The organism is Microbacterium sp. Y355 (assembly GCF_059445345.1).
This window is the reverse complement of record NZ_JCAIUD010000001.1, coordinates 2,188,357-2,203,406: the sequence shown is the minus strand read 5'-3', so window position 1 is coordinate 2,203,406 and position 15,050 is coordinate 2,188,357. Positions and strand designations below refer to the sequence as shown.

The following is a 15,050-nucleotide window of genomic DNA, read 5'->3' as shown; positions in this document are numbered from 1 at the left end:
GGAATCGCCGAAACGAAGGCCACCAGGGCGTGGATGCGATGCTGTCCTTGCGTTGCACAGGGCCGTTCACGAGAAGTGCAGGGAAGAATGGCAAGCAATCTCAACGCCGGCGGTGTCGGCCAGCTCTTTCAGTTGCTGCGCGACGGTGAACCTCGTACCCGAGCGGAACTGGCAAAGACATCGGGCCTTGCCCGATCGACGGTGGCTGCGCGCGTGGACGAGCTCATGCGGAAGGGGTTGATCGCCCCCGTCGCTGATGCTGCCTCGACCGGCGGGCGGCCGCCCTCGCAGTTCGCGCTGAACCCCACGGCGAAGGTCGTCATCGCGGCCGACATCGGCGCCTCGCACACGACTGTCGCGGTGACGGATCTCGCCGGCACCATCCTCGCCGAACGCACCGGCAAGCTCGCCGTATCGCTCGGGCCGGAGGCCGTGCTTTCATGGCTCGTCGAGGCCGCGAACGAGTTGATCACTGAGACCGGGCTCAGTCATGACCGCGTCGCGGCAGTCGGCGTCGGTGTGCCGGGACCCGTGGAGCACGCCACTGGTCGCCCGGCGAAGCCGCCGATCATGCCCGGCTGGGACGGTTTCGACGTGCCCGGTTGGGTGCAGCAACACCTGCAGGTTCCCGTGCTCGTCGACAACGACGTCAACATCTCGGCACTCGGCGAGCGCGCTTTCGCATTTCCGTCGACCGATCACATGATCTTCGTCAAGGTCGCAACCGGCATCGGCGCCGGAATCATCTCCGACGGACGGCTTCTTCGCGGAGCGCAGGGCATCGCCGGCGACTTCGGACATGTGCGCGTCGCGAGGGGAGCGGACGTTCCCTGCCACTGCGGAAATACCGGTTGCCTTGAGGCGCTCGCCTCGGGACCAGCGATCGCGCGCTCGCTCAGCCAGCGCGGAATTCCGGCCACCGACGGCAACGATGTCGTCGAACTGGTCAAATCGGGCAGCCTCGAAGCGATTCAGGCCGTGCGACAGGCTGGCCGTGACCTCGGCGAGGTGCTCACGGCATCCGTGAGCCTACTCAACCCGTCTGTCATCGTCATCGGCGGCGCGATGGCACGCGTGGGCGAGCACCTGATCGCCGGCGTTCGCGAGGTCGTCTACACGCATTCCATGCCGCTGGCGACCGAACACCTCGCGATCGTGCAGTCCTTCACAGCAGGAGAAGCCGCGGTGCGCGGAGCCAGCCTGCTCGCGGTGGAGCACGTGCTGAGCCCGGAGATCCTCCCCCGTAGCTTCGCGCTCGACGGCTGACGCCGCTGTCGCCTACTCCGCGACGCGGGCCGCGATGTCGCTGCGGAAGTGGGCGCCATCCAGACTGATGCGGCCCATGGCGTCGTATGCGTGTGCACGCGCTGCGGCGAAGTCCGAGCCAACCGCGACGACGTTGAGTACGCGGCCGCCGGTGGCGACGAGGTCTCCGCCCGGAGCGTCAGGGGCGGCCGTTGCTGCATGGATGATTCGCACGCCCGCTACGCCTGCGGCATCCGCAAGTCCGGAGATCTGGCGACCGGTCTGCGGTGCCTCCGGGTAGCCCTCGCTGGCAAGTACGACGGTGATCGCAACGTCGTCGGAGAACTGCGGTTGCGGCTGATCCTCAAGATTTCCGGATGCTGCGGCCAACAGCAGCTCTGACAGGGGAGTGACCAGGCGCGGCAGCACGACCTGGGTCTCTGGGTCGCCGAAGCGCGCGTTGAACTCGATGACCTTCACTCCAGAGGTGGTGAGGATGAGTCCGGCATAGAGGAGTCCGATGAACGGGGCGCCGTCGGCATCCAGTTGGCGGATGACCGGCATTGCGACCTGCTCGGTGACCAGCTCGACGAACTCTTGCTCGCTTCCGAATTGCTCGTTCAGCCACGGCAGAGGCGAGTACGCGCCCATGCCGCCAGTGTTAGGGCCCTCGTCGCCGTCGAAGGCACGCTTGAAGTCTTGGGCGGGGCTGAGTGCGCGCACCGTGTCGCCGTCGCTGAGGAAGAAGAGTGACACCTCTGGGCCCGCGAGGAACTCCTCAACGAGCACGGGGCCTGCGGGTAGGTAATGAGCCGCGTGTGCGCGCGCCTCATCGCGGTCGGAGGTGACGATGACGCCCTTGCCCGCAGCCAGGCCATCGGCCTTCACCACATAGGGGGCACCGAGATCGTCGAATGCGGAGTCGACATCGGCGATGGATGCTGCGCGCACAGCGCGTCCGGTCGGGACACCGGCGGCATCCATCACTCGCTTCGCGAAGGCCTTCGATCCTTCCAGCTGGGCCGCGGCCTTGCCGGGGCCGAACACCGGGATGCCGCGCTCGCGCAGCGCATCAGCGACACCGGCGACGAGCGGAGCTTCGGGGCCGACGACGACGAGGTCGACAGCGTTCTCGTTCGCGAACGTGGTGACGGCACCGCCGTTGAGCTGGTCAACGACGACGAGCGTCGCGTCCTGAGCGATGCCCGCGTTGCCGGGCGAGCAGAGAATCTCATGCTCGGCCGCTTCGGCTCGAAGGGCGAGGATGATCGCGTGCTCACGGGCACCGGAACCGAGGACCAGAATCTTCACGGTTCCAGACTACCGAGCCAGGCGGTGACCGTCAGTTCTCCACGGGGCGTTCGTCTGTCTCGTCCCACGGCACGTTCCAGCCGCACGCGTCGAATACGCGATCGAGCACCATCGCGGTGAATCCCCACACGATGGTGCCGTCGACGTCGAATGCCGGTCCTTTGAAGACGATCGGACCGCTTCGGGTGACCGAGCGGAAGCGCGACGCCGGGTCAAGCAGCTGCGCGACCGGCACTCGGAACACCTCGACGGTCTCGGCATGATCGACCGCCGCCACCTTGGACGGCTTCGTCCACCAGCCAAGCACGGGGGTGACTCGGTGGTTGCTGGACGCGAGCGGAAGCTCCGGCAGCACGCCGAGCACTTCGACGCCGGTCGGATCGAGACCGGTTTCCTCTTCGGCTTCGCGTAGTGCCGTGTCGATGACATCTCGGTCGCTCGCATCGCGTCCGCCACCGGGGAACGACACCTGCCCCGGGTGAGATGAGAGTGTAGACGCGCGCCGTTGCAGCAGCACGTCGAGATCCTTCGCGACCGCGGTGCCGACCGTGCGGGCAGGGATGCGGTCAAGCACCCCGAACAGAATCAACACGGCTGATTCGCGGGCAGCCGTGCGGTCGGCCAACTGGGGGAGCACTCGCGTCGCCCAATCGCCCGTCTGCACCGCATTCAGCAGCTGGGCGCGGGCGCCCTCCGGATGCTGATCGACACTCACACCTTGACCCTACGCGCTGCGCGACAGGGAGGATCCGGGAAGATGGACCCATGGCCAAGAAGATCGACATCGCTGACGGACGGGCGGCTCTGGATGCCGTGCGCACTGCGACCGCGGCAGGGGAGAAGCCCGCGCGCACTGCCTCGGCGACGGCAGTGCGCTATCTGCTGCAGCTGCTAGATGAGAAGGCCCCAGGTAACAGCGTCGAGGTGCGGGTGCCGCCGTTCGGCGCAGTGCAGGTCGTTCAAGGGCCGCGGCACACCCGCGGCACCCCGCCGAACATCACCGAGATGGACGCGCAGACCTGGATTGCCCTCGCGACCGGCGCCGAGACGTGGGCCGACGCCGTCGCCGCAGGGCGGGTGCAGGCTTCCGGTACGCGCGCAGACCTCTCAGACCTGCTGCCGCTTCGCCCGTAGAACCTGGATCAGGAACGCATCCTCAGCCCATAGGTGAACAGTGGGACAATAGGAGTATGTCTGCGCCCGAGTCCCACGAGATCGTCGAAGCCACCGTTCGCCGTGTGCCGCGCTACGGCGTGTTCATGGCCATTGGCGTCGTGCTCGGAATCATCGCCGCCGGCGTCTTGACGATGGTGGGCAACTATGAGCCTTCGACGGTGAACAATGTGGTTTACCCGCCAAGCCAGGTGTTCGGATTCGCCCTGCTATGGGCAGCACCGATCGGCCTCGCGCTTGGCGCACTCGTCGCCATGTTGCTTGAGCGCATCGCTCGCCGCCATGACCGCGTTGTGCGCGTCGACCACGAAACGATTATCGAAGCGGACTGATCGGAACCTGGTCTAGGCCGGTCAGGCCAGTTCGGCGATGACCGGTCGGATGGCGGCGTCGAACGCCACCACGTCTCGCCGCAGCCCGTCCGTCACTGCGACTGAGAGCGCACCGATCCACCAGATTCCACGCTGCGAGAACGGCAACACCTGCACGTTCAGCTCGAAGGAATGCGCACGCCTGCCGATCTCCCGCTCGAACTCTGCGATCGCGCTCGCATAAGCACGATACGAGCTGCCGCCGGTGGCAGTGTCCATCGAGTCGACGTAACGGTTGTGTGCAGTCTGCGCATACTTCTGAACAGACGTCGCGAGCGGAGCGATTGCCTCACGAAGGTGCTCGGCGCCGCTGGCAGGCAGCGCGACGATCGTGTCGAATCCGTCGACGAGCTCCAGCGGCACATCAGAGTGATGTGCGCGCGGCTCGACAGTCATGTTCCAGTACTCGCGCCACTGCGCTTCCAACTCTGCCGTGGCGTCCGTCGCGTCCGGGGCGCGCACCTGAAGATCACGCAGACTCGGCAGATCTTCTGGTTCACGGATGCCGAGCATCTGGCGCAGCGCGAGCGCGACGAGCACCGGAACCCCGGCGTCTTCGCGGATCAACCACTGCGGCTTGTCTGCCATGGCACCATCCTAGGGAGATCTCGCGGTGCCTGCGGAGGTCGGGGTGGCTTACTGGATGGGACACCAGTTGCCGGTAGTTCGCCCGAACCCTAGGTTCAGGATTCAGCTGGCATCTTCTACGTCGCTGGCATCCGAAACGAAAGATCAAGGGAGATCACGTGAAATCCTTTTTGCGTTCAGGGATCGCGCTGGTGGCGGCCGCGGTGCTCGGCGCCGGGCTGTTTGCTGCGAGTTCAGCAACAGTCGCCGCCGGAAACGGAAACGGCAACGGACACGGCAATGGAAACGGCAACGGCAACAAGCCGGTCACCGCTTCGGACATCTATCTCGACGGCGTGGCGGACTACGGCGCGTGCCGCGGTACTGATGCTGACTGCTACCACGACTGGGGCAACGGCTGGACGGAGGGCGAAGAGAAGCGCATCCTCATCTGGAGCCGCACCGGTGGTCCGCGCCATGCGCACCTCGGCACGCCGCTCGCGCCGGGACTGAACCCGGCTCTGAATGCCGACAATGTCGCACAGGCCGGTCTGAAGAGCTGGGCAGAAGAGCGCGGAATCGCGGTGGACTACACCGAAGATCTCGCAGCATTCTCAAGGCTCGAAAAGTATCAGGCGATCGTGTTCCTCAGCCCGACCCGTGACAGCCTGGACGACGCGGCCCAGACCTCGCTCATGAAATATGTCCGCGGTGGTGGTGGGTTCGTTGGCATCCACAACGCGCTCGGTACCGAGTACAACTGGCCGTGGTACGAGGGCCTCCTCGGCGGTACGAACTTCTTTGACCACGCACCCAACCGCGCGGGGACTGTGGAAGTCATGAACAAGAAGGACGTGACGACGAGCTTCATGCCGAAGACTTGGGCGTTCACAGACGAGTGGTACAACCTCTACCCGTACCCCAGCCACGTCAACGTGCTGCTTGAGGTTGACGAGGCGACCAGCCTCAACGGCCGCGCAACCGGCCACCCAGGGCACGGCGAGAATCACCCGGTCAGCTGGTGCCAGTACTACGACGGCGGTCGGTCATTCGTCTCCAGCCTCGGCCACGCGGTCGAGAACTGGACGGATGCTGAAGGCGAGAACGACGAGCTCTTCAAGAGTCACGTCATGGAAGGTCTCGAGAGCGTGATGGGCATCAAGCCCTTCTGCAAGTCCTGATCCGCCAGATGGGCCCGAATGCGCGACACGCGTTCGGGCCCATTGCGTTCCCTCACACCACGCACTAGCTTCAGTCTCGGGCAGGTCGAAGAAGCTGCCCTACGAAGGATCCCGATGTCGCGTCTCTCCAGCTCTCCAGGTTCCAGCGGTCCCGCGTCTGTACTCACACGAATTCTTTCGATACTCGATGCGGTCAAGCGGGCAAACGGCACGGTTTCCGTGACCGTCATCGCCACGGCGACCGGCATCCCGAAGTCGACCGCCGCTCGTCTGGTGAGCGAACTGGTCGCGCAACGATACCTGATGCGCGACAGCGAGGGCGTCACGCTGGGCCTGCGGCTGTTCGAGTTGGGTGCGCTGGCCACCATGCCGCGCCGACTGGTCGCAGCTGCCGCACCGATCATGAGCCAGCTGGCCCAGCACACTGGCGAACGCGTCGGACTGTGGGTGCAGCAGGGTGTCGACATGGTCTCTCTCGCGGCCGCTCCTGGACGGCTGCCGATGCTGCCCACCTGGGCGGGGATGCGTTCACCGGCGTTGACGACCGCGAGCGGCAAGGCCTTCCTCGCATTCTGCGAAGACCAGCACGTCATTGATCGCGTCAGCGCGCCGCTGTTTGCGGAAGAGGCCGAGCACTTCCATGAGGAGCTCCTTGCTGTGCGGACGTCGATGCTCGCCACAGATGCCGGTGCGTCCTATCAGGGCGTGCTGGCCGTCGCGAGCCCGATCATCAGTTCAGACAGCAGCGTCATCGGCGCGATCTCTGTGGCGGGTCCTGCAGGCGGAATGCGGCCAGACAATATCGCTCCGCTGGTTCGTGCAGCTGGCGTCTCGCTGACCAGACGCCTCGCTGCGGCCTGAGCATCATGCGGACCGCTTCTTGGACGGAAACCGTCAGCGTTCTCGATCGAATGACCGCAATCCTCGACGCCTTCAGCGAGGTCGGTGAAGGCGGAGAAGGACTAGGCGTGACCGAGCTCGCTCGGCGCGCGAACCTTCCGAAATCGACCGTCTCTAGAATCGCTGCTGACCTCGTCGAGGAGGGCTATCTCGACCGCGTCGGCAACCACCTATATTTGGGCCTGCGCCTGTTCGAGCTCGGCCAGAGCGTGGAGCGGCCCCGTCGGCTTCGTCGGCTCGCCATCAGCGCTATGACCGGCCTGCGCGATACCACCGGGCACAATGTGCAGCTGGCGATCGCCGATGGTGAAGACGTCGTCGTGATCGCCAATGCGCGAGGAAGGGATGCCGGTTTCCCCGCTGCACGCATCGGTGAGCGGCTGCCCCGTGCGGCGACAGCACTCGGCGCCGTCTTCGCTGCCTTCGAGCCGGCAGGCGGCGCCCACGAGGCAGTGGCGACATATGAGGCCTTCCACGGCGGACACCTGTGCGTGGCGAGTCCTGTGCAAGAGCGTGGGCACACGGTCGCAGCTCTCGCGTTGAGCGGTGCTGTCGGTGTGCTCGATCCTGTGGATGCCGCACCGATCGTACGGCGCGCGGCCGCGACGATCAGCCGCCTCATCGCCGCCTCATAGAACTGAGACAGCTGCCAGACACAAATGCACCCGCCAGACACAGAGGCGGGGCGAGCGCTTTCGCGCCCGCCCCGCCTTCAGTCGATCAGATCATTTCGCGGATTCGCGGATGCTCTCGTATGCCTCGAGCGTCTCACCGGAGTAGTGGTCTGTGAAGTACGCTTCGGCTTTCTCGATGAACGCATCGATGTCGATCTCGTCCTTCTCGATGACGGTGAAGTCGGGGTTGTCGCGGTAGCCCTGGACGATCTCTTCGGTCTCTTCCTCGACGCAGGTGCGGTTCTCGCCGCGGATCTCGTGAATCGTCTCGTTCAGCAGTTCGGTCTGCTCTTCGTTCAGCTTTTCGTACGTCTTGTCTCCGACAACGACGAACTGGATGCCGACATTGTGGTCGTTCAGCATCGCGACGTTGAGCACCTCGTCGTAGCTTGACGAGTGGGTGGCGACGATCGGGTTCTCCTGCCCGACGGCGATGCCCTGCTGCAACGCCGTGTAGAGCTCTTCGACTGCGACCGAAACCGGACTGTCGACACCGAGTGCTTCGGCGTTCGCAAGGAAGCCAGGCGAGTTCGGGAAGCGGATCGGGACGCCGGCGAGGTCTTCCGGACTGCGGACCTCGACGTCTTTGGTCGTGAACGTGCGGTTGCCGAACAACCAGCCATCCACGATCGTCACGCCGGTCGTGTCGTGGAACGAGCTGAACAGGTCGGCGGACCCGTCATCGATCCATGAGAACGCGTGGTCGACGTCATCGAATGCGTATGCGGCGTCGACCGCCTCGATCGGTGCGAAGGTGGCGGCGAGTTCTGACCCGCCAAGCAGGTCGATGTCGATGTCACCCGCCTGCACCAGGGGGAACCGGTCGGCGTGCGGGCCGAGCTGGCTCGATGGATAGAGGTCGACGGTGAAGCCGAGGTCGGAAGACTCCAAGCGCTCCTTGAGCAGTTCGACACCGCAGTAGTAGTTGGGAGTCTGCTCGTTCTGGGTGAGCGAGACGGTGAGCGTTACCTCGTCTGCGCCCGATCCGCCGGCTGGCTCCGGCGAGGTACCGCCGCTGCATCCAACCACCATGAGTGCGGTTGCAGCGAACGCCGATGTGGTGACGATGCTTCGACGCATCGTGATCTTGCTGACCATGTGATTCTCCTCTGTTCTTGCGCTTCATTGCGCTGGTCTGCTGTGTATGAGTGACTCTCACTCGCGGGTGACTTTTTGCCAACTGTGCTCTCGCCGAATGGAACGCCTAGGTGGTGAGCGCGTCCGCAGCGCGGACGGCGAGCTCGTAGCCGAATGGCCCTGCGCCGGCAATGACCGTGGTCGCGACCGCTGACATCAGAGAATGCCGATGCGCCTCATCTCGGGCGTGGATGTTCGAGATGTGAATCTCGACGATGGGGATGTTGAGGATGCGCAGCGCATCGAGCACGGGTACCGATTGGAAACTCAAACCCGCCGGATTGATCACGACGGCAGCTCCGTCACGGTACGCGTCGTGCAGCCAATCGATGATTTCGTGCTCGGCGTTGGATTGAGCAAACATCAGCTCGAAGCCGACCTCGTCGGCGACACGAGTGCATTCGGACTCGATGCCTTTGAGAGTTGTCGTCCCATAGATCTCGGGCTCGCGATGGCCCAGCATGTCGAGATTCGGGCCGTTGAGCACGTAGAGCTTCCTGGTCACGGTCTAGTCCTTTCGATGACTCGCGTCAGAGGTTGAGCAAAGTGGGAACGATCGTGACGATCGCAGGGAAGAGTGTCAGCAAGAGAAGTACCAGCCCAAGGGGAATCAGGAAGGGAAGGACGCCGCGGAACAGCTCGCCCATGGGCCTTCGGGTGACAGATCCGACCACGAACAGCACCGCGCCGACCGGCGGCGTCAGAGAGCCGATCATCAGGTTGATGATCATGATCACGCCGAGGTGCACCGGATCGATTCCGTAGGTCGCGCTGATCGGCATCAGGATCGGCACGAGCACGAGGATCACCGGCGTCGCCTCCAGGAAGATGCCCAGCAAGATCAACAGCACGTTGAGCAACAGCAGGAAGATAACGGGGTTGTCCGTCAGGGTGGTGAGGGCTTCGCCGAGATTTCGGGATACCTGCTCGCGGGTGAGAACCTGGCCCAGCAGGTTCGATGCGCCCAGGATGAGCAGGATGCCGCTGGAAATCAAGACGGTCTCCTTCGTGGCCCTCCAGAGCCTGCGCCACGTGAGCGTTCGATACATCGCACCGAGGGCGAGCATGACGGCTGCCGCGATCCCGGCGCTTTCGGTGGGGGTGAACCATCCGCTGAAGATGCCGCCGAGGATGATTACCGGGATCGTCATCGGGCCGATCACACGGACCGTCGCGCGACGCAGCATCGCGCCGCTGAAGGAGCGGCTTCCTGCAATCTCCGGATGCATGCGCACCCAGATGAAAATATAGACGGCCAAGCCGAGCGCCATGAGCGCTGCCGGAAGAACTGATCCCGCAAACAGTGCGCCCGTCGAGATGGACGCGGTCGCCGCGAACAGAACGGCCGGGATGCTCGGGGGCATCACGGTGCTGAGCAGCGAGCCGGCTGAGGTGAGGCCGGCGGAGAACCCGTAGGGGTAGTTCGCCTTAAGCATCTGCGGAACCTGCACCTTGCTCGTGGAGGCGGCGTCGGCCAATGCCGACCCACTGATCCATGAGAACCCGACCGCAGTGGTGAGGTTGACGTAGGCGAGGTTGCCGGGCAGCCTCGGCAGCAGCGCCTTCGCGAAGTCGTAGAGTCGCGTGGCGATGCCGAGGTGGTTCGCGATCGTGCCGACGAAGATGAACAGCGGCACCGCGAGCAGTGGGAAGCTGTTGATCCCGTTGACCATGGCGGTTGTCGCGTACCCCGCGGAGAGGTTGTGACTGTAGAAGTAGAGCATGCTCGGAGCGATCATCGCGAAGGCGACGGGTACTCGCAGCAGTAGCAGGACGACGATGAGCAGGGCGTAGAGCCAGAGATCCATCGATCAGCCCTCCATTTCGGAGATCTCGAGCTGACGCTCTGGTCGGTTTGCGTGGGGAATCTTCCAAATCGAGTGGATGCCGGTGGAGAGGCCACCGATGAAGGCGAAGATGTAGAGGATCCCTAGTGGTATCCCCATCGCCGCGCTCACGCGCATCCATTCGAGCCCGATCTTGACGTAGGCGTCGTAGACGAGCCCGATGCTGGTAAGCACCATGATCGCCGCGGCGGTCACACGCAGCACCACGAAGAGCTTCTTCCCGCGCAGCACGCCGTCGAACACCTCGATGACGATGTGACCATTGCGTCCGGTCAGGTAGCCCATCATCATGAACGTCATCGCGATCATCGACAGCAGCGCGAGCTCACCGGAACCGACCCAGCCCAGGGCGGGAAAGTAGCGACCTACCACCTGGTGCATGACGCCGAGGAAGATTCCTGCGAAGAGCGCAACGGAAATGATCATCTCGGCGCTGGAGAGCACGCGGATGAACCGCGACTCCCTCGGTACGTCCGCGTTCAGGTCGGGAGCAGTGAAGACGGTTTCGGTGTGCCCGAAGATCGACTCATCACGTTCCTTGCGTCCTCGCATGATTGACCTCTCTGTCGTGGCGGTTCGCTGACCGCTGTGGTAACTCTGTCTGTGGTGGTTGCACCCGCCAAAGCCAGTCCCAGCGAATGGGACGGGCCCAGAGCACACGGGTGCCGCGCCGCCATGGGAGGCGACGCGGCACCGGATCGTGCGTTGGGCTCTACTTGGTCACGGTAACGCTCACCGTCGATCTGACCTCTTTCTGCACGCCGTCATGCACAGCATTCGTGACGACAGTCAGCTCAGTCACCCCGCTCGGCACGTTGTTGTCGAGATCGGCTTTGTCGAACTTGAGGACCACGTGGTTCCTGCTGCCGGTCACCTTCGATGCCGTGATGGGCTGCAGACCCAGCTCGGTCTCCAGGAACACCTCGCCTTCCTGCGTGTATCCCTTCGGGAGATCGAGATGCGCGTTGATGGTGCCCTTCACATTTGTGAAGAGACCCTTCTTCGCCTTCAGGTCGATCTTTCCTGGACGGATCGTCAAGGCGCCAGGAATCTCCTCGGATGCGGCATACACCTCGATCTTGCCGGTGGGACGCGGGTCGGTGCAGTCGTTGAAGAAGTAATCGCCCGCCTTGTCGAAGGTGTGCTGATAACTCTCCCCAGGCTGCAGACGTGCATTGAACTCGCCCTCAAAGAACTGCGTGGCGCAGTGCTCGAGCAGGTTCGGATGCTGCGCGAAGGTATCCGCTCCAGGGTTGAGGAACGTCACCGCCGTGCCAACCGGTACGCGCAGGTGCGTGGGCTGCATGGCCGCCTGATTGGTGCTGTCTGCAGCCGCGACCGTGTCGGACGTGCGATCTACGCGAGCCAGCAGCACGGTGTTGTCGACAGTGCTGCCTTCGACGGCGTTCCCGCTGACGGGCCGGCGGATCGACAGCGGCGCTGTCGACGGACCTTCCTGGCTGCCGGACGCGGTGACGTAGTCGCCGTCGAGCTTGAACGCCCACAACGAGTCGCCCTGCGTCACCGATCCGCCATACGGGTTTGTGGTGCCTGCGGCGAGGACGGCGACGTACTGCTCGCCGTCGATCTCGTAGGTGACGGGTGCGGAGCCGATGCCGTTGCCGGTCTGGAACTCCCAGAGCACATCGCCCTTCTTGGCATCCATCGCGAGCAGACGCCCGTCGATCTGGCCGACGAAGACCAGATCGGATGCTGTCGCGAGCGGACCTTGACCGTGTGACATGTCCGTGCCGAGGTGCTGGGTCCACTCCACCGCACCGGTGGAGGCGTCATACGCGACGATGCCGCCGGTCTGGTACTGACCGATCGCGCGCTGACCGTTGGCGGATGCGCCATTCCAGTGCGCCACGTTGTTCGTGCCATACGGGAAGTACACGAGGTTCGTGTTGTGGCTGTATGCGTTGTTCGACCAGTCGCCGCCGCCGTTCTGGCTGGTGGTGGACAGGATCGGGAGATCCCACTGCGGGTCATACATGCAGCCTTCGCGGTTGCCGACGTGACCTTCGGGGTACGTCAGGTGCTCCTGGTCTGCGGCGACGTAGCTGTCCGGGTTGAATACGAGATTCCCGTCTTCGTCCGGCTGGTACCCGTTGTAGTTGGGAACACCTCGCCAGGGGTCTCCAGGAATGTTGTCAGCACCGAGCTTCTCCCAGGCCACGCATTCAGGCAGCAGACGCTCAGTGGGGAATGGCTGGGTGTCAGAGTTTGCCTGTCGATCGTCTGTGATCACGGGAGTCTCGGTCAACGGCAGCACAGGTTTGCCGTTCGTACGGTCCAGCACGAACTGGTGGCCGGACTTGCTGCCGTAGAAGATCACCTGGCGCTCTTTGCCGTCGATCTCGATGTCGGCGAGGTTCGGGGCGTGCACGTTGTCCATGTCCCAGATGTCGTGGTGGATCGACTGGTAGTGCCACTTGTACTCGCCGGTTGCGGCGTCGACGGCGACGAGAGTGTCGGAGAAGACGTTGTCGCCGGGGCGACCGGAACCATCCTGTGAGGTGTTGCAACTACGCGGGTTGCCGAAGGTCATGTAATACATGTCGAGTTCTGGGTCGACGGCGCCGTGCACCCAGGAGGTCGCACCGCCCTCGGCTGCGCAGTCGGTGCCGTCTTCGTGCACCGGGCCCCAAGTCTCCGAGGCGTCGAACGTGTTGCCGTTCACATCGGTGAACTCTTCACCGCGAGTGGGACCGCCGAAGAAGTGCCAGACGTAGCTGCCGTCACTGGCATCAAGGGCGACGACCGCACCCCGGTCGCCGTCGGCTGCGTGCGCATACACGAGGCCCTCCGAGTACACGGTCGCGACCTTTGCGACGCGTCCGAGGTCCTCGCCATTCGGGCCTGTTGGCTGAACTGCCCAGATCTCTTCGCCGGTCGCCTGATCGAGGGCAACGACGCGGTTGTCGCCTGCAAGCGTGTAGATGCGTCCTTCACCGGCAGACACCCCACGGCGTGTGCTCGACATTCCGTAGTCATGGTTCTCCCACTTCCACGCGGTCTCGCCAGTGGCGCCATCGACCGCGGCGACACCGCCGCTGGGAGTGTCGAGATAGATCATGCCGTCGACGACGATCGGCGTCGTCTGCTGGCCCACATCGTCAGAGGCTGGCGCTGCCGCCGATAGATGCGTCTGCCACGTGGGAGCCAGCTGGTCGAGGTTCTTCTTCGTGATCTGAGTGAGAGCGGAGTAATGCTGGTTGCCGAGGTTTCCCCCGACGGTGGGCATGTCTTCCTGGGTTGGCGCGGTGGCGGTCAGACCGTCACCGACGGGATCATCGGCTGCGAATACAGGGCTGACGGCGAGTGAGAGCGTCACTGCCGCTGCGATCCCCGCCACCCCCAATCGTGTCGCGAGATGGGTGGACATCGTTAGCTCCTTGATCGTTATCGGTCCCCAGAACTCTTTGGAAGCTATCGACCTTGCGGAGCCCAGCCAACCATCGGCCCATCGGGTGAGACAGATGCGGAAGTTCGTCGTCTCCAGCGGCGGTAGTCTTGTCGTGTGGCTGCCTCCCCCACTAACCCCTATTCCGAAGCCGGCGTCGACACCGCAGCAGGTGATCGTGCGGTCGCGCTGATGAAGTCTTCTGTGCGCGCAACGCACGGCCCTGAAGTGCTCGGAGGTTTCGGCGGCTTTGCCGGTCTCTTCGACGCCAGCGCGCTGCTTGGTTACACCAAGCCGCTGCTGGCGACCAGCACCGATGGCGTCGGCACGAAGGTCGCGATCGCGCAGGCGATCGACAAGCACGACACGATCGGACAAGACCTGGTCGGCATGGTCGTCGATGACATCGTCGTCGTGGGCGCCAAGCCACTGTTCATGACCGACTACATCGCCTGCGGAAAGGTCGTGCCCGAGCGCATCGCCGACATCGTGCGCGGAATCGCGGATGCCTGCACAGCGACCGGCACAGCACTCGTCGGCGGCGAGACTGCCGAGCACCCCGGCTTGCTCGGCGTGAACGACTACGACGTCGCAGGCGCTGCCACCGGCATCGTCGAGGCGGATGCCGTTCTCGGAGCTGAAAACGTCCGCGACGGCGACGTCGTGCTGGCGCTAGCATCCAGCGGACTGCACTCCAACGGCTATTCGCTTGTGCGTCACATCATCACCGGTGCTGGCATCGGCTACAGCGACACTGCCGCAGACTTCGCCACCACCTGGGGCGAGACTCTCCTCGAGCCGACGCGCCTCTACACGCTCCCGCTGCTGCGCCTACTCGACACACTTGCAGACGGCAGCGTGCACTCCCTCAGCCATGTCACCGGCGGCGGCATCGCCGCGAACCTGGCACGCGTGCTGCCGCAGGGCAGCTGGGCAGAGGTCGACCGTTCCACCTGGTCGCCGAGCCCGATCTTCCGTGTGCTCAGCGACATCGCCGGATCCACACTGGAATCCGCCGAAGGCACGTGGAACCTCGGCATCGGCTTCCTCGCCGTGATCGACGCGAGTCAGAAGGATGCTGCCATCGCTGCGCTCGCCGTAGAGGGCATCGACGCCTGGCAGGTCGCCACAGTTGGAATCGGCGCACGCCCAGCCGGAGAATTCGAAGAGGGCGCCAAGGGCGTCGACGGCGGTGCGGTGCGTCTGGTTGGCGCATACGCGAATGGAGCGAAGTAACA

15 protein-coding genes are annotated in these 15,050 nt (G+C 64.3%); 7 read left to right on the top strand and 8 right to left on the bottom strand.

Translation table 11 applies throughout. From position 1 onward, the window contains the following. Positions 1 to 87: 87 nt before the first annotated feature. Entirely contained in the window at positions 88 to 1,266 is a 1,179-nt protein-coding gene (locus AC1C2O_RS10565) for an ROK family transcriptional regulator (RefSeq protein WP_495430389.1), read from the top strand. Positions 1,267 to 1,278: 12 nt separating this feature from the next. Here the strand turns inward: AC1C2O_RS10565 and purD are convergent, their stop codons facing one another. Both purD and AC1C2O_RS10555 read right to left on the bottom strand, forming a co-directional pair. Beyond that, the gene (gene purD / locus AC1C2O_RS10560) at positions 1,279 to 2,556 is read right to left on the bottom strand and encodes a phosphoribosylamine--glycine ligase (protein ID WP_495430388.1); all 1,278 of its coding nucleotides are present in this window, start codon (positions 2,554 to 2,556) and stop codon (positions 1,279 to 1,281) included. A gap of 31 nt (positions 2,557 to 2,587) precedes the next feature. After that, positions 2,588 to 3,271 (bottom strand): NUDIX hydrolase, encoded by a 684-nt coding sequence (locus AC1C2O_RS10555; protein ID WP_495430387.1) that lies wholly within the window; start codon positions 3,269 to 3,271, stop codon positions 2,588 to 2,590. 50 nt (positions 3,272 to 3,321) lie between these two features. Between AC1C2O_RS10555 and AC1C2O_RS10550 the strand changes: the two genes are divergently transcribed. Continuing rightward, on the top strand, positions 3,322 to 3,690 hold the full coding sequence (locus AC1C2O_RS10550) for a sterol carrier family protein (protein ID WP_495430386.1): 369 nt from the start codon (positions 3,322 to 3,324) through the stop codon (positions 3,688 to 3,690). 56 nt (positions 3,691 to 3,746) lie between these two features. Further along, positions 3,747 to 4,061 carry a potassium transporter Trk gene (locus AC1C2O_RS10545; protein WP_495430385.1) on the top strand — a complete coding sequence of 105 codons (315 nt, stop codon included), beginning with the start codon at positions 3,747 to 3,749 and terminating at the stop codon, positions 4,059 to 4,061. 21 nt (positions 4,062 to 4,082) lie between these two features. On the opposite strand, the gene AC1C2O_RS10540 is transcribed toward AC1C2O_RS10545, so the two are convergent. Continuing rightward, on the bottom strand, positions 4,083 to 4,688 hold the full coding sequence (locus AC1C2O_RS10540; RefSeq protein ID WP_495430384.1) for a zinc-binding alcohol dehydrogenase: 606 nt from the start codon (positions 4,686 to 4,688) through the stop codon (positions 4,083 to 4,085). 158 nt (positions 4,689 to 4,846) lie between these two features. On the opposite strand from AC1C2O_RS10540, the gene AC1C2O_RS10535 reads away from it, so the two are divergent. The 3 genes from AC1C2O_RS10535 (at position 4,847) to AC1C2O_RS10525 (ending at position 7,383) form a co-directional block, all read left to right on the top strand. After that, the gene (locus tag AC1C2O_RS10535) at positions 4,847 to 5,848 is read left to right on the top strand and encodes a ThuA domain-containing protein (protein ID WP_495430383.1); all 1,002 of its coding nucleotides are present in this window, start codon (positions 4,847 to 4,849) and stop codon (positions 5,846 to 5,848) included. A 114-nt stretch (positions 5,849 to 5,962) separates the two neighbouring features. Further along, on the top strand, positions 5,963 to 6,709 hold the full coding sequence (locus AC1C2O_RS10530) for an IclR family transcriptional regulator (RefSeq protein ID WP_495430382.1): 747 nt from the start codon (positions 5,963 to 5,965) through the stop codon (positions 6,707 to 6,709). Between the two features lie 50 nt (positions 6,710 to 6,759). Next, a complete protein-coding gene (locus tag AC1C2O_RS10525; protein ID WP_495430381.1) occupies positions 6,760 to 7,383 on the top strand; it encodes an IclR family transcriptional regulator in 624 nt (207 codons plus the stop codon). Between the two features lie 90 nt (positions 7,384 to 7,473). On the opposite strand, the gene dctP is transcribed toward AC1C2O_RS10525, so the two are convergent. The 5 genes from dctP to AC1C2O_RS10500 form a co-directional block, all read right to left on the bottom strand. After that, the gene (dctP, locus tag AC1C2O_RS10520) at positions 7,474 to 8,520 is read right to left on the bottom strand and encodes a TRAP transporter substrate-binding protein DctP (protein WP_495430380.1); all 1,047 of its coding nucleotides are present in this window, start codon (positions 8,518 to 8,520) and stop codon (positions 7,474 to 7,476) included. Positions 8,521 to 8,626: 106 nt separating this feature from the next. After that, on the bottom strand, positions 8,627 to 9,064 hold the full coding sequence (locus AC1C2O_RS10515; protein WP_495430379.1) for a type II 3-dehydroquinate dehydratase: 438 nt from the start codon (positions 9,062 to 9,064) through the stop codon (positions 8,627 to 8,629). Between the two features lie 25 nt (positions 9,065 to 9,089). After that, positions 9,090 to 10,367, bottom strand: coding sequence for a TRAP transporter large permease (locus AC1C2O_RS10510; protein ID WP_495430378.1), 1,278 nt, complete (start codon positions 10,365 to 10,367; stop codon positions 9,090 to 9,092). A 3-nt stretch (positions 10,368 to 10,370) separates the two neighbouring features. Beyond that, positions 10,371 to 10,958: a TRAP transporter small permease gene (locus tag AC1C2O_RS10505; RefSeq protein ID WP_495430377.1), complete on the bottom strand. Its 588-nt coding sequence runs from the start codon at positions 10,956 to 10,958 to the stop codon at positions 10,371 to 10,373. Positions 10,959 to 11,118: 160 nt separating this feature from the next. Continuing rightward, on the bottom strand, positions 11,119 to 13,794 hold the full coding sequence (locus tag AC1C2O_RS10500) for an outer membrane protein assembly factor BamB family protein (protein ID WP_495430376.1): 2,676 nt from the start codon (positions 13,792 to 13,794) through the stop codon (positions 11,119 to 11,121). Positions 13,795 to 13,929: 135 nt separating this feature from the next. Between AC1C2O_RS10500 and purM the strand changes: the two genes are divergently transcribed. Beyond that, positions 13,930 to 15,048 carry a phosphoribosylformylglycinamidine cyclo-ligase gene (gene purM / locus AC1C2O_RS10495; RefSeq protein ID WP_495430375.1) on the top strand — a complete coding sequence of 373 codons (1,119 nt, stop codon included), beginning with the start codon at positions 13,930 to 13,932 and terminating at the stop codon, positions 15,046 to 15,048. Positions 15,049 to 15,050: the final 2 nt, after the last annotated feature.